Origin of the sequence: Pseudomonas viridiflava (genome assembly GCF_003702045.1) — a bacterium.
GTDB classification, from domain to species: Bacteria; Pseudomonadota; Gammaproteobacteria; order Pseudomonadales; family Pseudomonadaceae; genus Aquipseudomonas; species Aquipseudomonas viridiflava_C.
Window position 1 is genome coordinate 89,831 of the sequence record NZ_RBTP01000042.1, and the last position, 20,541, is coordinate 110,371.

Below are 20,541 nucleotides of genomic sequence, written 5' to 3' on the forward strand. Positions count from 1 at the left end.
GCATCGTCAGGACGCGGACGGGCCGCAGGCGGTCTATGGATCAGATACCCTGCGCCACGACCGTACGGGCGGCCTCTATCAGGCATTTCGTCAGCTCGGGGGACGAGAACTTGGTAAGCACCGCGTTGGCGCCTGCGACCTGGGCTTTTTCACTGTTCATCGCGCTGTCCAGCGATGTGTGGAGCAGGATGTACAGATCGTGGAAATCAGGCGTATCGCGCAAGGTGCGGGTCAGGGCGTAACCGTCCATCTCCGACATTTCGATATCGGAAACCACCACGTTGATCTGCGCGGCTGTGCCTTGCAGTTCCAGCAGCACATCGATGGCTTCCTTCGCACTGCGAGCGGTGTGGCAGTTGATCCCCAGGTTGCGCAGCGTGATGATCGACTGCTGCAACGCGACCTGACTGTCATCGACCACCAGGATACGGGCCTTGGCCAGAACCTCGGCGTCTTCCCTGGCCAGTTCGGTGGACTGGACGACAATCTGTGCCGGAGCAATACCGTGGATCACCTTCTCGATGTCCAGAACCTGCACCAGGACGCCATCGACCTGAGTGACGCCGGTGATGAACGACTTGCTGCTCGACCCATAGGGCGGCGGGCGAATATCGGTGGTCAGGCAGTGGACGATCTTGCTCACGGCCTGCACATGCAGACCTTGCTTGGAGCGGCTGACGTCGGTGACGATCAGGCAGCCGCCATCCGGATCAGCCAAGGGACGCTCGCCGATGGCCCGGCTCAGGTCAATCACTGACAGCGAAGAACCGCGCAGCGTGGCGATGCCTTTGACGTGCGGGTGCGATTCAGGCAGATGAGTCAGTGCAGGGCAGGGAATGATCTCGCTGACCTTGAGCAGGTTGATCGCCATCAGCTTGCCGCTGCGCAACGTGAAGAGGAGCAGCGAGAGTGAATCTGCTCGGACGTTCTTGGACATATGGACCTTCTGGCTATAGGTGTTTCGTCGCCTACTAGGCGACAAACATCTTTCTCTGACAGGTTATCGACCCGCGACGGTATGGCTTTAGAATTTTTACAGGATAGTGCTTTGCAGGACCAGAATCCGGGGTGCGGCAAAATACCGCGCCCTTCTATATATAGAAGAGGTGCGACAAACTGACGCATCCTTCTATATATAAGAAGGAGAAACGATTCGGCGGCAGATTGCGGTCGGGCGATACGGTAGCGGGATCGCGGCAGGAGGCAGGCAACCATCCGGCGCCCGGATTCAGCCGTACGGCCACTGACCGCTTGAGTTGTAGGGCGCAGCGGACGATTATCGCGTGCGATCCGCAACGGGCGATCCTACACTGCGCGTCCCTCTCAGGGCGGTGAGCATGCCGGGCCTGTGGATCCGCTACCCTTTCATCAAGTTCAGTAAGGTATGTGAATGAGCGACAACCTGTTGTACCTGCGACGCGAAAAGCGCTTTCTGGTTTTGCTGGGGATTATCTGCCTGTCCCTGATCGGCGGCGCGCTGTACATGCAGATCGTACTAGGTGAGGCACCGTGCCCGCTGTGCATCCTGCAACGGTATGCGCTGTTGTTCATCGCAATCTTCGCCTTCATCGGCGCAGCCATGCCGGGTCGTCGCAGCGTGACGGCGTTCGAAGTCCTCGTGACCCTGAGTGCGTTGGGCGGTATTGCTGCTGCTGGTCGTCATGCCTGGGTCCTGGCCAACCCGGCCGTGAGCTGCGGCATCGACACGCTGCAGCCGATCGTCGACGGTCTGCCTCTGGCGGATCTGTTTCCCATCGGTTTTCAGGTCAGCGGCTTCTGCACAACGCCTTATCCGCCAATCCTCGGTCTGTCACTGGCACAGTGGGCGCTGGTGGCCTTCGTCCTCACCGCCGTTCTGGTGCCGGCGTGCATCATCCGCAACCGGCGTAAACCTTACTGAATACAAGGACTTTGCGTTGAAAAAGCCTCGTGAAATCGAGGCTTTTTCGTACAAGACGAGAAGCAATTGGTGGTGATTGTTGCGATATCTGAGATTAACTGTTACAAAATTAGGCATAGTCATTAAAAATTTACATATCTACAATCCCCGTCACTTGTCGTCCAGCTTCACTTGACGATCAGCAATTTTGAGGCCTTGAGCGTCACCTGTGTACTCTGGCAGGCAGCGCAATGCTGGCCTCCCTGGGCGCATAATGGCCACGCTGAAGGCGTCTGCCCTGCACATCGGGCAGTTCCAGCAGCTCAAAATAAGAATCCATAGCTCAATCCGGATTTGTCGATACGTCACGTTGGCGTACTGGCAGGCCCTTGTTCAATTCAAAGAAATTGCCGGCACTGGCAGGGTGAAGTGTTGGCGGTCGAAACCCAACTGCACCGCGCAAGCTGCTTTTAGAGGTCGTGAAATGAGTAAAAAAAGGTACCCCAGGTTTTTTGGCTTCTTGGCCCTTTTCTGTATGCTTTTGCTCAGTGGATGCGACGGCGTACCTCTGCTCGATCCAAAAGGGCAGGTGGGTATCGAGCAGCGTAACCTGATCGTCATCGCCACACTGCTGATGCTTATCGTCGTGATCCCGGTCATCCTGATGACCCTGATTTTCGCCTGGAAGTATCGCGCCACGAACAAGGCTGCAAAGTACACGCCGGACTGGTCGCACTCCACCAAGATCGAAATCGCGGTCTGGGGCGTTCCCATGCTGCTGCTGGTGTTCCTGGGCTACTACACCTACGTCTCGACGCACGAGCTGGACCCTTACCGTCCGCTTGAGTCCGACGTGAAGCCGGTCACGATCCAGGCCATTTCCGTCGACTGGAAATGGATATTCGTCTACCCGGAATACAACATTGCGACGGTCAACAAGATCGTGTTCCCGGCCAACACGCCGATCAATTTCCAGGTCACCTCCGATAGCGTGATGAACTCGCTGTTCATCCCGGGTCTGGGTGGTCAGATCTACGCGATGGCGGGCATGCACACCAAGCTGCACCTGATTGCCAACGAAGTTCACGAATTCAACGGTATCTCTGCCAACTACAGTGGCGCAGGGTTCACCGGCATGAAGTTCAAGGCCAACTCCGTGAGCCAGGCCGATTTCGACAACTGGGTCGCAGAAGTCAGGAATTCACCGAAGAAGCTGGGTCCGGCCGAGTATGCTGAACTTCTCAAGCCGAGCGAGCGCAACCCCGTGGAACTGTTCTCGACAGTTACTCCGAACCTGTTCCAGATCGTCATCGACAAGTATGAAGGCATGAACCCGGGCAAGAAGGTTGTTGCTGGTGAGAAAGAAACCGCCAGTATCGACGGTGCGGAAAAGAGCAAAAATTCAGCTGCTGGGGCAGAGGAGTAAACGATGTTTGGCAAATTAAGTCTGGAAGCGGTGCCGTTCCACGAGCCGATAGTCATGGTGACACTTGCCATGATCGCGCTCGGCGGCCTCGCGGTAGTCGGATTGATCACTTATTTCCGCAAGTGGACCTACTTGTGGTCTGAATGGCTGACGTCTGTCGACCACAAGAAAATCGGCGTGATGTACATCATCGTTGCGATGGTCATGCTGCTGCGCGGCTTTGCCGACGCAATCATGATGCGTACTCAGCTGGCTATGGCCCAGAACGGTGCCGAAGGCTTCCTGCCACCGGAACACTATGACCAGATCTTCACCGCTCACGGTGTGATCATGATCATCTTCATGGCGATGCCGTTCTTCACCGGTCTGATGAACATCGTTCTGCCTCTGCAGATCGGCGCTCGCGACGTTGCCTTCCCTTTCCTGAACTCTCTGAGCTTCTGGCTGCTGGTTGCAGGCATGCTGCTGATCAACCTGTCTCTGGGTGTCGGTGAGTTCGCCAAGACCGGCTGGGTCGCGTATCCGCCTCTTTCCGGGTTGCAATACAGCCCTGGCGTGGGGGTTGACTACTACATCTGGGCGCTGCAGTTATCCGGCTTAGGTACGACGCTGACGGGGGTCAACTTCCTCGTGACCGTGCTGAAAATGCGTACGCCTGGCATGAAACTGCTGGACATGCCGATCTTCACTTGGACCTGCACCTGGGCCAACATCCTGATCGTGGCTTCGTTCCCGATCCTGACGGCGACCCTTGCGTTCCTGACGCTTGACCGCTACCTGGACTTCCACATCTTCACGAACGAAATGGGCGGTAACCCCATGATGTACGTGAACCTGTTCTGGGCGTGGGGTCACCCTGAGGTGTACATCCTGATTCTGCCGGCATTCGGCGTGTTCTCGGAAGTCATCTCCACGTTCTCCGGCAAGCGTCTGTTCGGCCACAAGTCGATGATCTTCGCCTCCGGTGCGATCTGCGTACTGGGCTTCATGGTCTGGCTGCACCACTTCTTCACGATGGGTGCGGGGGCCAACGTCAACGCCTTCTTCGGGCTGGCGACGATGCTCATTGCGATCCCGACGGGTGTGAAGCTATTCAACTGGCTGTTCACCATGTATCAGGGCCGTCTGCGCTTCACTGCACCGGTACTCTGGACTCTGGGCTTCATGGTCACCTTCTCGATCGGCGGCATGACCGGCGTTCTGTTGGCCATCCCGGGTGCTGACTTCGTGCTGCACAACAGCCTGTTCGTGATCGCTCACTTCCACAACGTCATCATCGGCGGTGCAGTGTTCGGTTACATCGCCGGCTTCGCGTTCTGGTTCCCTAAAGCGTTCGGTTTCACCCTGAACGAGAAGTGGGGCAAGGCTGCGTTCTGGTTCTGGATTGTCGGCTTCTTTGTCGCATTCATGCCGCTGTACGCGCTGGGCTTCCTGGGTATGACCCGTCGTCTGAATGCGACCGACATGCCAGAGTGGAACATCTACCTGGACGTCGCGCTGTTCGGCGCCGTACTGATCGCATGCGGTATCGCGTCGCAGCTGATCCAGTTGTTCGTCAGTATCCGTGATCGTGCCAAGAACCCTGACGTGACCGGCGACCCGTGGAATGGCCACACGCTGGAATGGTCGACGTCTTCGCCGCCACCGTTCTACAACTTTGCCGAGCTGCCAAAGGCAAACGACATCGATGCGTTCACCGATGCCAAGCGTGCAGGCACTGCCTACAACGTTCCGGCCAAGTACTCGGCGATCCACATGCCTAACAACACGCCGACCGGCTTGTACATGGGCATGCTGCTGACCGTATTCGGTTTCGCATTCATCTGGCACATCTGGTGGCTGGTGGGCGCAAGCCTGGTTGCAACCATCGCTGTCTTCGTCGCTCACGCTGCACGTGACGACCAGGGCTACATGGTGCCGGCCGAAGAAGTAGCGCGTATTGAAGGTGAGCATCACAAGGTCCTGGCGGCCAACGGTGCATACACTCCTGTCAAGTCCTCGCTGGAACAGGTTTAAACATGTCGAATATTGCTATCAACCCTGGAGCCCACGATCACGGTCACGACGATCATGGGCATGACGATCACCACGACAGCGGTGGCATGACGGTTTACGGCTTCTGGCTGTACCTGATGACCGACTGCGTGTTGTTCGCCTCGTTCTTCGCGGTCTATGCCGTGATGGTCAACAGTGTCGCGGGCGGCCCGTCGGGCCAGGACATTTTCCTGCTGCCATTCGTGGCTGTGGAAACCGCGTTCCTGTTGGTCAGTAGTATCACTTACGGCTTCGCCATGCTGGCTCTGTACAAGGGCAAGAAAAGCCAGGTACTGGGCTGGCTGGCGCTGACCTTTCTGTGTGGTGCTGCGTTCATCGGCATGGAAATCTATGAGTTCCATCACCTGATCCACGAAGGTTACGGTCCTAGCCGCAGCGGTTTCCTGTCAGCGTTCTTCGCGCTGGTCGGCCTGCACGGCGTTCACGTAACCAGCGGTCTGATCTGGATGACGATCATGATGATTCAGGTCCAGAGAAAGGGCCTGACCAACACCAACAAGACGCGCCTGAGCTGCCTGAGCCTGTTCTGGCACTTCCTGGACGTGGTCTGGATCGGCGTGTTCACTGTTGTCTACCTGATGGGGGCTTTGTAATGTCGAATTCACATCATCCGGCTGAAGACAATAGCCACGGCTCCGTGAAGTCGTACATCATTGGCTTCGTGCTCTCGATCATCCTGACGGCCATCCCGTTCGCTCTGGTGATGTCTCCTTCGCTGCCGAAGGACATGACCATCGCGATCATCCTGGCGTTTGCGATCATTCAGATCCTGGTGCACCTGCATTACTTCCTGCACCTGGACTTCACCAGTGTGCAACGCAACAACGTGATGGCCTTCGCCTTTACCACGATGGTTATCGTTCTGCTGGTTGGCCTGTCGTTGTGGATCATCTTCAGCATCCACCGCGAAATGATGGCGCATTGAGGAATACCAGATGTCACTGAAGCACTTTATCCAAATCACCAAGCCGGGGATCATTTTCGGTAACGTGCTTTCGGTGGCAGGTGGCTTTTTTCTGGCTTCCAAGGGAAATATCGACTTCAGCGTGTTCCTGGCTGCGGTCATTGGTACTTCTCTGGTCGTTGCATCCGGTTGCGTGTTCAACAACTGCATTGATCGCGACATCGATCAGCGCATGGAACGGACCCGTAACCGGGTCCTGGTGCAGGGCCTGGTTTCGTTGAAACTGGCGCTGCTCTACGCCACCGTACTCGGTATCGCAGGCGTCAGCCTGCTGTATACCAAGGCCAATCCGCTGGCTGCATTGTTCGCGGTGATCGGCTTTGTGATTTACGTCGGCTTCTACAGCCTGTACCTGAAGCGCAAATCCGTTCACGGCACACTGGTTGGCAGTCTTTCCGGAGCAATGCCTCCGGTCATCGGCTACTGCGCAGTGAGCAACAGCTTCGACTTCGCGGCATTGACGCTACTGGTGATGTTCAGCCTGTGGCAAATGCCGCATTCGTATGCAATCGCGATTTTCCGTTTCAATGACTATCGTGCGGCGAAGATTCCGGTTCTGCCGGTCAAGCGCGGCATACTGGTCACCAAGCGTCACATTCTGCTCTACATCCTGGCGTTCCTTGTGGCCACCCTGATGTTGACCGTTGGCGGCTACGCCGGCCTTAACTACCTCGCTGTTGCGGCGGGCATGGGCATGTACTGGCTGTACATGGCCTGGAAAGGCTACAAGGCTGTCGACGACACTGTCTGGGCTCGCAAGCTGTTCGTGTTTTCCATCATCACCATCACCGCACTGAGCGTGATGATGTCGGTGGACTTTCAGGTCACCAAAGAGCTGCTGGTCACTTATGCGTTTTGACCGGTAGTCGGATTGAAGAAAAACCCCATTCCACGGAATGGGGTTTTTTTTCGCCTGCATAGCGCGCATCAGGCCGCGGTGATGGTCGCTGAAGCATAGGCTTGAAGCATCACGACGCCTTTGAAGCGTTTCAAAAGCATCCGGTGAAACCCCAAATGAACAATTGCGCGGGGTCAGGTCATGGAAAACGGCGATCACTTGTCGCATCATGTGCATCTCATGTCTAATTTGTTACGCAGCACCCTGAATTCATAGCCCAAGGCTAAACAACAACTATGGCTGTTACCCCTGCAACCTCCTCGAACGTTAGCGACATAGCGTCTAAACCGCTGGTCTCGATCATCGCGCCCTGTTACAACGCCGAGCAATTCCTTGAAGCCGCTATCGAGAGCATTTTTGCTCAGGATTACGAGAACTTCGAAGTCATCATTGTCGATGACGGCTCGACCGACAACAGCATCGCAATGCTGGAGGCATTGCAGAGCCAGTACACCTTCCAGCTTTATACCCAGGCCAATCAAGGGGTAAGTGCGGCGCTCAATCACGGCCTTAAATACGCCAAGGGTGTCTACGTGTCTACGCCTGACCTGGATGACATCATGTTGCCGTCATCAGTCAGCGTCCGGGCACGTTATCTTGATCAGCATCCGATAGTAGGCTGCGTTGGTGCCCTCATCAGTTACATGGATCGCGACGGCAACGAGACCAAGCGCCAGTCCCGAAATTACATCGAGCGACTGAAGTTCGATGACGTACTGCGCGGCGCTGTAGTCGTTGGGGCACCGGTTGCGCTTTATCGTAGGGAGGCCATTCGCGATGCGAACGGCTATGACCCCGAGATCAGGGTTCAGGATTTCCAGATGACCCTGAGGATTGCCTTCCAGGGGTACGAAATTCACGTTATTCCTGAAGTGGTCACCCGTTATCGCCGACATCCGAACAACCTGTCGCGAAAGTACAAAGTGTTGCTTGAGGCAGACCTCAAGACCATCGAGCCTTATCGGGACCACCGCGACTACCAAAGAGGGCGCACGTGTATCGTCAACAAGGCGCTCAAGTACGCAGCGGTTGCAGACAAGCGTTATGCCTGGAAATTGCTTTGCTCGATACCGCTGCGGTATGTAAACGGGACGACGTTGCGCCGGTGCAAGCGTTTGCTGCTGAGCTATCACTAGCCCGTCCCGGTGTTCTTTACGCAACCAACTGATCCAGAGTGTCCATGAAACTCCTCGAAAGACTTAAAGCCAGAAAGGTACGCAAGCAGCTTCGCAAGCTGGACAAACTGGAAAGAGCCGCCGAAAAGATCCGGCTGCGTTATCCGCGTTATGAAGTAGGTGTGGGCACGTATGGCATTCCGGACGTCATCGAGTTTGGTGACGACACCATTCTGCGAGTGGGTTCCTATACGTCCATTGCCGAAGGCGTGAGGATTCTTTTGGGCGGGGAACACCGAACCGACTGGATCACCACGTATCCGTTTCCGGCGATGGTTGATCAGGTCCGTGACATCAAGGATTACGCGCCGAGCAAAGGCGATGTCACCATCGGCAGCGACTGCTGGATCTGCGCCGACGCCGTTATCCTTTCCGGGGTGACAATCGGTCATGGTGCCATTGTCGGGGCGGGTGCAATGGTCGTACGCGATGTGGCACCCTTTTCAGTCGTGGGGGGCAACCCGTGCAAGTTCATTCGTTGGCGCTTCGAAGAGGACGTTCGTGAACGGCTGCTTCAGGCTGCGTGGTGGGACTGGCCGATGGAAGAAGTGAAAACGGTTGCGCGTACACTGTGCAGCTCCGACATGGAGGCTTTCCTGACTTACATCCGCAAACGCCAGACGCTGGCAGACTGATCATTTGCAGTCGCTGTAGTACGCTGCGCCCGTTGCACGGATGCAAAAACGCCAGATTGGTTTGTATTTATTTCAAGCCTCAGGTTTCAAACGATCTGGCAGAATATGACATTGGCCTGACTCGTCCAGGCAGTCGCTAAATGATAGAGGGCGTTATGAGTCAAGAAAGCATCAATTGGGACACTCTGGGTTTCGACTACATCAAGACCGACAAACGCTACCTCTCTCACTGGCGTGATGGCGCTTGGGACGCAGGTTCGCTGACTGAAGACAACACGCTGCATATCAGTGAAGGTTCCACTGCGCTTCATTATGGCCAGCAGTGTTTCGAGGGTTTGAAGGCTTACCGTTGCAAGGATGGCTCGATCAACCTGTTCCGTCCCGATCAGAACGCCCAGCGCATGCAGCGCAGCTGTTCTCGTCTGTTGATGCCCCATGTACCGACCGACGTGTTCATTGAGGCCTGCAAGCAGGTCGTCAAGGCCAACGAGCGTTTCATTCCGCCTTACGGCTCCGGTGGCGCGCTTTACCTGCGTCCCTTCGTCATCGGCGTGGGTGACAACATTGGCGTTCGTACCGCTCCCGAATTCATTTTTTCGATCTTTTGCATTCCGGTGGGCGCTTATTTCAAAGGTGGCTTGAAGCCTAATAATTTCGTGATCTCAGGCTATGACCGCGCCGCGCCCAACGGCACCGGTGCCGCCAAGGTCGGTGGCAATTATGCGGCCAGCCTGATGCCAGGTTCCGAAGCCAAGAAGCACAGCTTTGCGGACTGTATCTACCTGGATCCGCAGACTCATTCCAAGATCGAAGAAGTGGGCTCGGCCAACTTCTTTGCGATCACCAATGACGATGTGTTCCTGACCCCCAAATCGCCTTCGGTGTTGCCGGGTATTACCCGCCTGTCGCTGATTGAGCTGGCCAAATCCCGCTTGGGCCTGACGGTCGAAGAGGGCGATGTGTTTATCGACAGGATCGGTGAGTTCAAAGAGGCCGGCGCGTGCGGCACCGCTGCGGTAATTACTCCGATTGGCGGAATTTCCTACAAGGACAAGCTGCACGTGTTTTACAGCGAAACCGAGGTTGGTCCGGTCACCCAGCGTCTGTACAAAGAGCTGACGGGTGTGCAGTCCGGTGATATCGAGCCGCCAGCGGGCTGGATTGTCAAGGTCTGATCCAGGTTCTGGTCTTGATCGTGCCCATCGCTCCGCGTGGGCATGCATCCCGTGACGCTCTGCGTCATATTCCAGAGCGGACGCGGAGCGTCCTGGGCGACGTTGCCACGCAGGAGCATGGGAACGATCATCACCGTGATGACGATGAACGCGGTTTGGAGCGGTCAAGCCGCAGGCTCTTTCTCCTTCTCCGGCCCCAGCACAATCGCCAGATGCCGCAGATCATTCACCTCAACGCTATAGCTCTTCCCTGAAGGACTCTGCGTCAGCGTTCCCAGCGTGTAGACGGTAAAGAATTTCACCTCATCAGCGTGGCTCAGCAGCTCGCTGATGTACCGACTGGACCTATAGGCCTGCATCTGAGCAGGCGACACATAAAGCGTTACCAGCTTGCCCTCAAGCCGGTCAAAGAACTTGAACTTGAAACCCTGCCCGTAGCGCTGGTCGATCAGCCCGCCGCCATACAGCACGCGTCCGTTATCACCCAATTGCGCGTACTTGATGTGGCGAAAGTACGAACGCAACGACACCTCGCCCTGACCCGGAATCCGCAGCTTCAGCAGCTTGAACTCATCCTGCGAAAGTTCCGCCTTTGCCTGGCGATAACTGTCCACCAGTCGCTCAAGATTGTTAGTGCGCGTTTCACTGTAGCGTGGTGCTTTCGGTTCGGCAGCCTGCGCAGGCGGAGTTTTGACTGCCGGTGCCTGGGCATTAGCGCCCGTTTTTTCTTCCCCGGATTTCTCTTTGGTCGGCTCTTTTATCGTTGGGTCGAAGACGTCGATGTAGTCGTCCAGCTTGCGCTTGGCTTTGCGCAGCAACGCTTGGGGATCGTTCTTGTCGATAGGTTCATCGGTAGGGGCGGCTGCGTCTTCATCCACCCATTCGCAATCAGGGTGGTGGTCGTAATGCGGATTGGCGCGAAAGTGCGCTGCGACAAATGTCGGGTTGTCCTGCGGCTTCACGTCATAACGAACGCCGGTCACTTTCGCTCCCAGCGTGCGGCAGGCCTCGCTCGAACAGAGGAATTCGAAACGTTTACGCGGCGGCTCTTGGGAAAAGTACTCGCGCCGGGCGGCTGCGATGGACATTTCCTGTTGCAGCTCGACGCAATAGGCGCGCGTGATGGGTTGGGTGGGCTTCATGCTCGTAGTTGCCTTCCTGAACAGATAGTGCAACACGCTATTTCAGTCTAACCCGCCTTGCAACCGTTGCATGGCGGGCGCTGTGAAACAAGGTTACTGCGCGGGCACGGCCAGCCACTCGCCAAGGGCCTGCTGATAGTCGCCTGTGGCCTTGCTCAGGTGCAGCCATTGGTCGACATAGGCCTTCCACGTCACGTCGTCGCGTGGCAGCAGATAGGCTTTTTCACCATATTGCATGTAGCGCTTCGGGTTGACCGCACACAGCCCCGGCATGCGTTTTTGCTGATACAGCGCTTCGGACGCATCAGTGATCATCACGTCTGCTTTCTTGTCGAGCAGCTCCTGAAAGATGGTCTTGTTGTCGTGGAAGGCAATGGGCGCTTTCGGCAAATGGGCACGCGCAAAGGCTTCATTGGTGCCTCCAGCAGGCTCTATCAGCCGAACCGTCGGCTGGTTGATCTGCTCGACAGTCTGATACAGCGCCTGGTCTTCGCACCGTACCAACGGGATCTTGCCGTCGATATCCAGCGTATTGCTGAAAAACGCCTTTTTCTGGCGCTCCAGCGAAACGGAAATGCCGCCCATCGCGATATCACACTTACCCGCGACCATGTCCGGCATCAGGGTTTTCCAGGTAGTCGGCACCCATTGCACGTTCACGCCCAGACTTTTGGCCAGCGAGCGGGCCATCGTAATGTCGATACCTTCGTACTCACCGTCTTCGCGATGAAAGGTGTAAGGCTTGTAGTCACCGGTAGTGCACACCGACAACTGGCCAGCCTGCAACACTTTGTCCAGGTGCGAAGACGATTCCTCTGCCTGCACCCAGCCTGTAAGGCCCAACAGAAGGGCAACCGGTACGCTGTATATCAGTTTCATCATGAAAGAAGAGGCTCGCAGTGTCGTTGGTTTTATTGGAAGCGACAGAGTGCTTCATTTGTCGGCATTGTGTGAAGCAAGAACAATGCCTTACATGTAAAGACCGATCTGCAGGCGCAGGCTCGGTCAGGTGTAGCGCTCCTCCAGCGACGTCAATTGTTCTTCGATCAGCGTCATCTGCGATTCCCAGTCAGCCTGGGTTCTTTTCCAGGTTTCGCCTTCATGGGCGTACAGGAAATCGATGATGGTGTGTGTCACCTTGCCTTTGCCAACGGCACCGAATGCCTCGGCGCTCAAGGCGCGGGCCAGGATGTCGAGTTGAGCGGCGTGGTTCAGCCAGTGCCAATGCTCCTTGACCACCACTTTGTCGAGCAGGATGCATTGTTTCTTGAAGGCCCGAAGGGCCGATCCCAGCGAGCTGGCCGCCAGCAGCGAATCGATTTTGCCTGCATCGTTGCCAGCCTGCCGATTGGCTGTCGGGCCGAAGAACCATTCATTGAAGCCGATTTCTATTTCACGAAACGCGACGTTCGCATCCCAAATGATGCTCAGGGCCTTTTGTTGACGAGTCTCGCGCTTCCAGGAACCGTAGGCCTTGAAGACCACCCCCGCAATACCGATGACCGCCAGCGCTTCGCTTAGCGACGAAGCAGCCTCGACAATGTAATAGGCATTGGCTGTACTTCCCGGTGATGGGCTGACGGCTGCGCTGTAAAAAACTGCGGTTACAACGACCACCAGCGCAAAACAGGCACTATAGAACCCGAACGCGTAGGGGTCTTTCATGTGTTGTTCCGGCCTCATGAGTCAGGATGAAGGTAAATGATGTTTTCAGGTTAGCCGAGGCCGGGCGCATTTGCAGGCTGCCCGGAGGAGCGGAGGCCATATCGATTTATTTGCATCAAAACCCGCCTGGCTGTGGTCACACCTCTGTCGCACCCATGACGTTGTCGGGACTCGTACAGACGTGGAGAAACCGTCTTCACTCGAACCGGCCGACGTTCAACTTCGATTTTCAGATCAAGGACGCATTGAATCCTATGAAACCCTACCTCTGGCTTGGCCTGCTGGGCATGTTTTCCGTCGGTGTTCAGGCGGCATCACTGGACGTTCCGATCAATCTGGTCAGCGCTGATGGCGCGCCGAAACCCATTGGCACCGTGATGGTGAGCGAAACCGAATACGGTTTGCTCTTCACCCCCAAGCTCAGCGGTTTGCCTGCGGGTATTCACGGCTTTCATGTCCATGAAAACGGCAGTTGCGAAGCAGGCACCAAAGATGGCGTGAAAGTCGCCGCCCTGGCAGCAGGCGGTCACTTCGACCCGGCCAAGACCGGTACGCATCTGGGGCCTTACGCGAACGGACACTTGGGCGACTTGCCTGCGTTGTATGTGATGGCGGACGGCACGGCTGACTATCCGGTACTGGCGCCTCGCCTGAAGAAAATCTCTGAAATCAAAGGCCATGCGCTGATGGTTCACGCAGGCGGCGATAATCATTCCGACCATCCCAAGCCTCTGGGCGGTGGTGGTGATCGGGCTGCGTGTGGTGTGATCTGATAGACGGTTGGTAGTGCATGAGGGCGTGGGGAAGAACTCTCCACGCCTTCGACTCATCGCTGTAGCGTAGCAAGCACCGGTCCAAGGCAGTGGCCCGGGCGACATTCCGTCTGTCTGCGCAAAAGTCCCGCATATCTGACGAAATTGCAGTGGCTGATGTACGGCATTCGCGAACAAGTCCGCTCCCACGGTTGGGCGGGGTGAAGGACTTCAAACCACCCTCAGAAGGGTGGCGCAATCCATGCGCTCTAATCTATTCGGGTTCAGTAATGGATACAACGAGCGGGGATCAGACGTCGAAGAAATCGACCTTGCCGTTTTCGAGGCTGTAGTAGGCGCCGACAACCTTGACGGTGCCGTCTTTGATCGGGTTCATCAGGGCAGGTTCGGACGCGGAGCGCAGGCGTACGACGGTGCGCTGAATGTTGCTCTTGACCGAGTCTTCCAGCAGGTTTTTGCTTTTCTTACTTTTGGCTGTCAGGACCGCTGGAATGATTGGTTCGATCATCTGGCCAATGGCACCTTGAAACACGGTGTTGTCCTCGACCACTGACACAGCGGCAGCAACGGCACCGCATTTTTCGTGGCCCATGACCACGACGAGCGGGACGCCCAACTGACTGACACCGTATTCAATCGAACCGAGTGCGGTGGTGTCGACGGTGTTGCCCGCGTTACGCACGATGAATAGCTCGCCCAGGCCACGGCCGAACAACAGCTCTGGCGGTACACGCGAATCCGAGCACGAAATCAGAATGCAGAACGGCGTCTGGCCTTTGGCGATTTCCAGGCGGCGGTCACGGTTGCCTTCGGTCTTGATGGTGGTGTCTTTCATGAAGGCATCATTGCCGTCGCGCAATGCTTTCAATGCCTGATCGGCTGTCATGTTGGTGCGAGGTGAAGTGGGTGAGGCGGCATGGGCAATGGAAGGCAGTTGCATCAGTGCGGCGGCGGCCGGAAGGCAGCAGGCACCCTGAAGAATCTTGCGGCGTGACAAGGACGAATTCATAAAAAGCCTCGGGCTTGTTAACTGTCGGTGGGGTTCAAAACTCTGCGGCCGAGACGGAAAAGGCTCGGCAAAGAATCCGTTCACTTCATACAGTTAATGGAATTTATTTTCCAATTGTTTTTGTGAGGGCTGTCTTAAAATGTTCATGAAATACCGACGGCCAAGGCAGTGCTTTCGCCTGTTTGCTGTGCATTTTTGACCTGCCTGAAGTGCCAGCGCAGCCTGTTTTCAGCACCAATCCCCCGGTGGGGTTGGCTTTGAAGAAGGTACCTGCCAACGACCTGACGCAGGCGCTGTGCGCAGTCCAGCCATTCAGTACGCTTATCAAGCGCTGGCTGACACCTGTAAGTCAGCGTTGGAATGTGCTGCGGCCATTCCAGATGCGTTTCTATTTCTGTCAGCAAAGCGGCCCGTAAATCGATCAAACGCGCGGCAGCCATTGACACATAGTGTTACTTAAAAGGCTGGAAAGCGGCGTCTGCTCGGCCATCCCACGAGCGTTCTTTTCAGGGATGACCTGACCTGTCTAGCGGATGGAAGCGACCCGGCATGGCGCCGCGAACATTCCGCACAAACCTTCTAGACTTCGAAGCGTTATGGCGCGATAACGCATGGTCATCTCTTACTTCTCCACTCAAACCGCTCATGAAGTCAGCTAACTGGATCGATCTCGCTCAGGACCGTGATACCGGAATTGAGACGCTGCGTGCGCATTTTCAGGGCCATGCCTACGACCCCCATTGGCATGACAGTTATCTGGTCGGCGTGACAGAGCAGGGTGTGCAGCAGTTTCATTGTCGGCGGCAGCGGCACGCCAGCACCTCGGGTCAGGTGTTCATGCTGGAGCCGGGCGAGGTGCATGACGGCGACGCGCCGGACGCTGATGGCTTCACTTACCGCATGCTCTACCTGGACCCGCACTGGATTTCGCGCGAGCTGACGTCACTGTTCGAGGACGCGCCTCAAGGTTATCAACCCGGTTTTGCCAGCACATTGGTGCGCGATTCCCGGTTGGCCCATGCGACGCTTTTTGCGTTTTCGGCACTGCATGGCAATGAGCCCCGCATCGTTCGTCAAAGCGCGCTCGACGGATTGCTGGAACGATTGACCGCCCAGGTTCAGTGGCGCGTTCGCCATGAACACGATCCGCGCCTGCCGAGCGTTGCCTTGCGTGCCCGCGATTATCTGCATGCCCACGTTCGTCGCGATGTGGGGCTCGATGAGCTGGCGGTGGCCTGTGGCGTGGATCGCTTTCGACTGACGCGCGCGTTCAAGGCCGCTTTCGGCCTGCCGCCGCATGCTTATCTGGTGCAGTTGCGCCTTTCCCTGGCTCGCAGACTGCTGGCTCGGGGGGCGCAACCGGTGGCGGTGGCTGGTGATCTGGGGTTTGCCGATCAGAGCCACCTGGGCCGTTGGTTCATGCGCGCTTACGGCCTGACGCCCGCCGCTTATCGCACACGTTGCACAGGCCTTCCAGACTGACGCCGGGTGTTGCGCGAGCATGAAGGCCTGTCGCTTGTGGAGTTCAGGTCATGCTGTCTTTTCTGCTGTTCGCTTTCGTTGCGTCGATCACACCCGGGCCAACCAATCTGCTGGTCCTGAGTAACAGTGCGCGTTACGGCCTGAAGGCCAGCCTGCCGATCATCCTCGGTGCCTGCATGGGTGCTGCCGCACTGGTATTGCTGGTGGGGACGAGTATCGGTCGCTCGCTGATGCAGATACCCGCCGTGCAGCCCGTGATGTCGGCTATCGGCGTTGCGTGGTTGACTTGGCTGGCCTGGAAAATCTTCAGCAGCCCGGCGACGTCCGTCGAGCCGAATGAGGCGCGCCCGCGCCTGGGGTTTTTCGGTGCGGCGAGCTTGCAAGTGGTCAACCCGAAAACGTGGATGATGGCGCTGGCAGTCGTCAGTGTGTTCAGCCAAGGGGCTGTGACTCATTTGGCATTGGCGTTCTTTCTGGTGTCGCTGCCGTGTCTGGCGTGTTGGGCGCTGCTGGGCGTCGGTTCAGCCCGCCTGCTCGGATCCGGGCAGGCCATGCAATGGCTCAACAGAGGGATGGCGATCCTGTTGCTGGTGTCCGCTTGGGCGGGTTACTTGCGTTGAATAGAGGCGTCTGGCAAGACAGCCAGACGCCTCGCTGTTCAAACCTGAAGCGAGCGTTCCAACTGTTCGCGCACGCTGTCCAGCAGGTCCGCGTAAGTGAACGGTTTGGCAAGCGATGGCCAGTCGATCTCAAGCGTTGCGTACCCCGTGATGACCAGTACAGGCAAGTCCTCGATCAGCGTTACGGCTTTGGCGGCCAGTTCGGAGCCATTGATGCCGGGCATCTTGAAGTCCGTCAGCAGCAGGTCCGGGCACAGCCCGCTGCGGATCAACTCAAGCGCCTGCTCGCCGGAAGACGCTTCGGTCAGCGTGTAGCCCTGATCCTGCAGCATTTCCATGATCGTCATGCGAACCAGATCCTCGTCATCGACCACAAGGATCGACGCGGTTCTGGATGAAACCTGCTGGCCGGGTACTGGCTGATTGTCTTCGTCCAGTGCGTCGTCGCTGGCCTGCAACAGCATGTGCACCTGGGTGCCGACACCCGGTTCGCTGTCGATGTGCAGGTAGCCGCCCATTTGCGCGACGACGCCATGCACCATCGACAGACCCAGCCCGGTGCCTTTGCTGCCTTTGGTGGAGAAGAAGGGCTCGATGGCGCGTGTGCGCGTCTCTTCGTCCATGCCGCTGCCGGTGTCGATCACACTTATTTTCAGGTAGTTGCCTGCCGGTACGTCACCATCGGCCTGCCATTCACTGAGTTTTACGTGCAGCGTGCCGCCGTCTGGCATGGCGTCGCGAGCGTTGAGGCAGAGGTTGAGCAGGGCCAGTTCCACCTGGTTTCCATCGATCAGGGCCAGGCGGCTGACCGGTTGCAGATCCAGCATCAGCTCAACGTGCGGCTCGACCGATTGTCTGAGCAGGTCCTGCATGTTCAGCACCAGTTGACGCAGGTCCGTCGGGCGCGGGGCCAGCGTCTGTTTGCGGGCGAAGGCCAGCAGGCGGCTGACCAGCACCTTGGCCCGCTCTGCAGACTGCAGGCCCGCACTGGCCATTCGTACGGCACGCGGATCACCCTCTACGCGGCGCTTGAGAATGTCCAGGCTGGCGAATATCGGTGTGAGCAGGTTGTTGAAATCGTGTGCCACGCCACCGGTCAACTGGCCGATGGTTTCCATTTTTTGCATTTGATGAAACTGGACAACCAGCGCTTCGCGGTCGCGGCTGGCTTTTTCCAGCAGCTCGCGCTCACGTGTCTGTGCGTCCTGCCGCTGCCTGGCCAGCCTGACGGCGCCATCGATGCGGGCGCGCAGTTCGCGGGCGTTGAAGGGCTTGACCAGGTAATCGTCGGCGCCAGCCTTGAGACCTTCGACCCGGGCTTCTTCGCCCGCCCGTGCCGACAGCAAAATGAACACCGAATGGCTCAGCTCGGCGTCATTGCGGACCGCGTCGAGCAGGGCGAACCCGTCCAGCCCAGGCATCATGACATCGCTCAGGAACAGGTCCGGTTTGACCTGCCGAGCTGCGTCCAAGGCCTTCAGTCCATTGTCGACCGCTAGAACCTGGTAGCCGCCGTCTTCAAGAATGCGGGTGATGTACCCACGCATGTCGGCGTTGTCGTCTGCCAGCAGAATTCGGGCGGGCGGTCCATTGCCATTATCCGCAGGCGTTTGCGCCGCGTGTTTGTCGATTTCAAGTCCATCGGACAGCCAGCGCAGGGCTTCCTCGACGTAGGCCTGGGTGCGGATGCCGGTCGACAGCAGGGCATGCTCGGCGTCGATCCGGTCCTGCGGCAAATGCCCGTAGCCCAACGGTAGCGTGACGATGAACGTGGTGCCGACACCGAGTTGGCTTTCCAGCGTGATGATGCCGCCGTGCACCCTGACCAGCTCCTCCACGAGGGACAAACCAATGCCGGTGCCCTCGAAGGTACGGCCTTCCTGATTCTCGATGCGGTGAAAGCGCTGGAAGACCAGTGCGTGCTGGTCCTGTGCAATGCCGACACCGGTGTCGCTCACCTTAAGCACGGCCGCATCGGCAGTCTGGTCGAGGGCGATTCGAATGCTTCCGCTCAACGTGTATTTGAAGGCGTTGGACACCAGATTCAGGACGATCTTTTCCCACATCTCACGATCCACATACACCGGTTCGGCCAACGGTGCGCAATCGATTTCAAGATGGAGACCCGCCTTTTCGCAGGCTGAGCGGAAGTTGCTGCCGAGCTCGGTGGTCAGGGTGCTCAGGTCGACGGGCTGGAAACTGGCTTCGGTGCGTCCGGATTCCAGGCGGGCAAAGTCGAGCAGCGAATTGACCAGCTTGAGCAGGCGCAACGCATTTCGGTGCGCAACCGTCAGGCGTTCGCGCTGGGTGCCGGACAACTCGTCGGCCTGCATCAGTACGTCTTCAAGCGGGCCAAGCATCAAGGTCAGCGGGGTTCTGAACTCATGGCTGACATTGGAAAAGAAGTTGATCTTGGCCTTGTCGAGTGCCGCCAGCGCTTCGACCCTCTGACGTTCTTCTTCATAGGTCTTGGCGTTGGCGTAACCCGCCGCCAGGGTGGCCGTCAGCAGGCTGTAGAAGACACGGTAGGTGTCGTTCATGGGCAATCTTGCGCTTGCCCCCGCCACCACGATGGCGACCGGGAGTTCCACGCCCGGGACTCGCACAGGCAGCATGAACCCCTCGTCAGGTACCTCGTCATAAGGTCCGCACGCCGTGCCTTCGAACAAGTGGGTCAGGCCGCTGACATTGAGGGGGTCACTGCAGTGAACCGCCTGTTGGAAGGGAAGAGGTGCCTGAGTCAGGACGGTGACTTGCGCGGGCATGGCCCGTGTGTCGGCGATGCCGGTCTGTGCGACGCACGCGTAGGTGTTGTCGTCCTGATTGAGTTCGTAAAACGCTACGAACGGCAGGTCGAGCTCGAAGTGTTGTAGCGAGGCCAGTGCCGTTGCGGCGATGTCAGACGTGGACTTCACATCGGCGATGTCGGCGTTCAGATCCCGCAGCGCCCGTGTACGGCGTTCGCTGAGAATCGTTGCAGTGGTCTCGGTCACTGGGTGAAACAGCCCGCCGATACCACCACTCTCATCCCGGATAGGGCTGGTGGAGAAGGTGAAGAAGGTTTCTTCCAGATAGCCGTTACGCGCCAGGAACATGCGCTGGTTTTCAAGAAATGAGGTGTTGCCCGCCAGCGCATTGGCGAAAGGCTCGCCAATGGCTGGCCACGCAGACGCCCACGTGACGGTGTAAGGCTCGCCCAGCGCTTGCGGGTGCGAGGCACCGCAAATCACCATGTATCCGTCGTTGTAGATCTGAACGTGTTCCGGGCCCCAAATGATATTGATCGGGAAGTTCGACGCCAGACACAGGCTGACCGTGGTCTTGAGGCTTTGCGGCCAGTGCTCTATAGGGCCCAGAGGCGTTTGGGACCAGTCCTTATTGCGAATCAGGCTGGCCATTTCACCATCCCCTACAAGAAAGGCGGAAGGCCCGGTGGGGTCTGCAAGGGATATCATCGGTGAAAAAGGCTCCGTACTGAATACGCTACACACGCCATTCTGGCTGAAGATCCGGCTGTTGTTACAAAATTTTCGACGCTGACTTCACATCAGCGTTCAGCCATTTTGAGTACGGCCCAAGAGTCGAGTCGTAATGACTCGTTCTTTTTTTGAAAGGGTCATTAAGACTTGTCATTTTGACTGGG

At 57.4% G+C, this 20,541-nt stretch carries 18 protein-coding genes; 12 read left to right on the forward strand and 6 right to left on the reverse strand.

Features of this window, described 5'->3' with window-relative positions; genetic code table 11:
- Positions 1-40 precede the first annotated feature (40 nt).
- Entirely contained in the window at positions 41-937 is an 897-nt protein-coding gene (locus ALP40_RS13775) for a chemotaxis protein (protein ID WP_122208810.1), read from the reverse strand.
- A 453-nt stretch (positions 938-1,390) separates the two neighbouring features.
- On the opposite strand from ALP40_RS13775, the gene ALP40_RS13780 reads away from it, so the two are divergent.
- The 9 genes from ALP40_RS13780 (at position 1,391) to ALP40_RS13825 (ending at position 10,207) form a co-directional block, all read left to right on the forward strand.
- Positions 1,391-1,900, forward strand: a complete 510-nt coding sequence (locus ALP40_RS13780) for a disulfide bond formation protein B (RefSeq protein WP_122208811.1) — start codon at positions 1,391-1,393, stop codon at positions 1,898-1,900.
- 463 nt (positions 1,901-2,363) lie between these two features.
- Positions 2,364-3,305, forward strand: a complete 942-nt coding sequence (gene cyoA / locus ALP40_RS13790; protein WP_122208812.1) for a ubiquinol oxidase subunit II — start codon at positions 2,364-2,366, stop codon at positions 3,303-3,305.
- 3 nt (positions 3,306-3,308) lie between these two features.
- Positions 3,309-5,321, forward strand: a complete 2,013-nt coding sequence (gene cyoB, locus ALP40_RS13795; protein ID WP_122208813.1) for a cytochrome o ubiquinol oxidase subunit I — start codon at positions 3,309-3,311, stop codon at positions 5,319-5,321.
- A gap of 2 nt (positions 5,322-5,323) precedes the next feature.
- Positions 5,324-5,953, forward strand: coding sequence for a cytochrome o ubiquinol oxidase subunit III (locus ALP40_RS13800; RefSeq protein ID WP_122208814.1), 630 nt, complete (start codon positions 5,324-5,326; stop codon positions 5,951-5,953).
- Positions 5,953-6,285, forward strand: a complete 333-nt coding sequence (gene cyoD, locus ALP40_RS13805) for a cytochrome o ubiquinol oxidase subunit IV (RefSeq protein WP_004878631.1) — start codon at positions 5,953-5,955, stop codon at positions 6,283-6,285. Before ALP40_RS13800 ends, cyoD begins: the two co-directional genes overlap by 1 nt.
- Before the next feature lie 10 nt (positions 6,286-6,295).
- Complete coding sequence (cyoE, locus tag ALP40_RS13810) at positions 6,296-7,183, forward strand: heme o synthase (protein WP_122208815.1); 888 nt, start codon at positions 6,296-6,298, stop codon at positions 7,181-7,183.
- A gap of 275 nt (positions 7,184-7,458) precedes the next feature.
- Complete coding sequence (locus ALP40_RS13815; protein ID WP_122208816.1) at positions 7,459-8,358, forward strand: glycosyltransferase; 900 nt, start codon at positions 7,459-7,461, stop codon at positions 8,356-8,358.
- A gap of 44 nt (positions 8,359-8,402) precedes the next feature.
- Complete coding sequence (locus tag ALP40_RS13820) at positions 8,403-9,032, forward strand: CatB-related O-acetyltransferase (RefSeq protein ID WP_122208817.1); 630 nt, start codon at positions 8,403-8,405, stop codon at positions 9,030-9,032.
- A 155-nt stretch (positions 9,033-9,187) separates the two neighbouring features.
- Positions 9,188-10,207, forward strand: coding sequence for a branched-chain amino acid aminotransferase (locus tag ALP40_RS13825; protein ID WP_122208818.1), 1,020 nt, complete (start codon positions 9,188-9,190; stop codon positions 10,205-10,207).
- Between the two features lie 164 nt (positions 10,208-10,371).
- Here the strand turns inward: ALP40_RS13825 and ALP40_RS13830 are convergent, their stop codons facing one another.
- The 3 genes from ALP40_RS13830 to ALP40_RS13840 all read right to left on the reverse strand — a co-directional run bounded on the left by ALP40_RS13830 (position 10,372) and on the right by ALP40_RS13840 (position 13,014).
- Entirely contained in the window at positions 10,372-11,349 is a 978-nt protein-coding gene (locus tag ALP40_RS13830) for an ATPase (protein WP_122208819.1), read from the reverse strand.
- Between the two features lie 93 nt (positions 11,350-11,442).
- On the reverse strand, positions 11,443-12,231 hold the full coding sequence (locus ALP40_RS13835) for a transporter substrate-binding domain-containing protein (protein WP_122208820.1): 789 nt from the start codon (positions 12,229-12,231) through the stop codon (positions 11,443-11,445).
- Between the two features lie 123 nt (positions 12,232-12,354).
- Positions 12,355-13,014, reverse strand: coding sequence for a hypothetical protein (locus tag ALP40_RS13840; RefSeq protein ID WP_122208821.1), 660 nt, complete (start codon positions 13,012-13,014; stop codon positions 12,355-12,357).
- Positions 13,015-13,268: 254 nt separating this feature from the next.
- On the opposite strand from ALP40_RS13840, the gene sodC reads away from it, so the two are divergent.
- Positions 13,269-13,787 carry a superoxide dismutase family protein gene (sodC, locus tag ALP40_RS13845; protein WP_122208822.1) on the forward strand — a complete coding sequence of 173 codons (519 nt, stop codon included), beginning with the start codon at positions 13,269-13,271 and terminating at the stop codon, positions 13,785-13,787.
- Positions 13,788-14,076: 289 nt separating this feature from the next.
- On the opposite strand, the gene ALP40_RS13850 is transcribed toward sodC, so the two are convergent.
- Positions 14,077-14,796, reverse strand: coding sequence for a carbonic anhydrase (locus ALP40_RS13850; RefSeq protein WP_122208823.1), 720 nt, complete (start codon positions 14,794-14,796; stop codon positions 14,077-14,079).
- A 645-nt stretch (positions 14,797-15,441) separates the two neighbouring features.
- Here ALP40_RS13850 and ALP40_RS13860 point away from each other — a divergent pair.
- Together ALP40_RS13860 and ALP40_RS13865 are read left to right on the forward strand one after the other, a co-directional pair.
- Positions 15,442-16,278, forward strand: coding sequence for an AraC family transcriptional regulator (locus ALP40_RS13860; RefSeq protein WP_122208825.1), 837 nt, complete (start codon positions 15,442-15,444; stop codon positions 16,276-16,278).
- Positions 16,279-16,328: 50 nt separating this feature from the next.
- Entirely contained in the window at positions 16,329-16,898 is a 570-nt protein-coding gene (locus ALP40_RS13865; RefSeq protein WP_122208826.1) for a LysE family translocator, read from the forward strand.
- Between the two features lie 38 nt (positions 16,899-16,936).
- Here ALP40_RS13865 and ALP40_RS13870 read toward each other — a convergent pair whose 3' ends face one another.
- Positions 16,937-20,296 (reverse strand): ATP-binding protein, encoded by a 3,360-nt coding sequence (locus tag ALP40_RS13870; protein WP_259640706.1) that lies wholly within the window; start codon positions 20,294-20,296, stop codon positions 16,937-16,939.
- Positions 20,297-20,541: the final 245 nt, after the last annotated feature.

Bases quoted from the DNA above. Each gene is read 5' to 3' on its own strand.
- ALP40_RS13800 (WP_122208814.1), top strand. From the start codon at position 5,324: ATGTCGAATATTGCTATCAACCCTGGAGCCCACGATCACGGTCACGAC.
- ALP40_RS13825 (WP_122208818.1), top strand. From the start codon at position 9,188: ATGAGTCAAGAAAGCATCAATTGGGACACTCTGGGTTTCGACTACATC.
- ALP40_RS13815 (WP_122208816.1), top strand. From the start codon at position 7,459: ATGGCTGTTACCCCTGCAACCTCCTCGAACGTTAGCGACATAGCGTCT.
- cyoE (WP_122208815.1), top strand. From the start codon at position 6,296: ATGTCACTGAAGCACTTTATCCAAATCACCAAGCCGGGGATCATTTTC.
- ALP40_RS13780 (WP_122208811.1), top strand. From the start codon at position 1,391: ATGAGCGACAACCTGTTGTACCTGCGACGCGAAAAGCGCTTTCTGGTT.
- ALP40_RS13860 (WP_122208825.1), top strand. From the start codon at position 15,442: ATGAAGTCAGCTAACTGGATCGATCTCGCTCAGGACCGTGATACCGGA.
- ALP40_RS13830 (WP_122208819.1), bottom strand. From the start codon at position 11,349: ATGAAGCCCACCCAACCCATCACGCGCGCCTATTGCGTCGAGCTGCAA.
- cyoA (WP_122208812.1), top strand. From the start codon at position 2,364: ATGAGTAAAAAAAGGTACCCCAGGTTTTTTGGCTTCTTGGCCCTTTTC.
- cyoD (WP_004878631.1), top strand. From the start codon at position 5,953: ATGTCGAATTCACATCATCCGGCTGAAGACAATAGCCACGGCTCCGTG.
- ALP40_RS13840 (WP_122208821.1), bottom strand. From the start codon at position 13,014: ATGAAAGACCCCTACGCGTTCGGGTTCTATAGTGCCTGTTTTGCGCTG.
- ALP40_RS13870 (WP_259640706.1), bottom strand. From the start codon at position 20,296: ATGGCCAGCCTGATTCGCAATAAGGACTGGTCCCAAACGCCTCTGGGC.
- ALP40_RS13820 (WP_122208817.1), top strand. From the start codon at position 8,403: ATGAAACTCCTCGAAAGACTTAAAGCCAGAAAGGTACGCAAGCAGCTT.
- ALP40_RS13835 (WP_122208820.1), bottom strand. From the start codon at position 12,231: ATGATGAAACTGATATACAGCGTACCGGTTGCCCTTCTGTTGGGCCTT.
- sodC (WP_122208822.1), top strand. From the start codon at position 13,269: ATGAAACCCTACCTCTGGCTTGGCCTGCTGGGCATGTTTTCCGTCGGT.
- ALP40_RS13850 (WP_122208823.1), bottom strand. From the start codon at position 14,796: ATGAATTCGTCCTTGTCACGCCGCAAGATTCTTCAGGGTGCCTGCTGC.
- ALP40_RS13865 (WP_122208826.1), top strand. From the start codon at position 16,329: ATGCTGTCTTTTCTGCTGTTCGCTTTCGTTGCGTCGATCACACCCGGG.
- cyoB (WP_122208813.1), top strand. From the start codon at position 3,309: ATGTTTGGCAAATTAAGTCTGGAAGCGGTGCCGTTCCACGAGCCGATA.
- ALP40_RS13775 (WP_122208810.1), bottom strand. From the start codon at position 937: ATGTCCAAGAACGTCCGAGCAGATTCACTCTCGCTGCTCCTCTTCACG.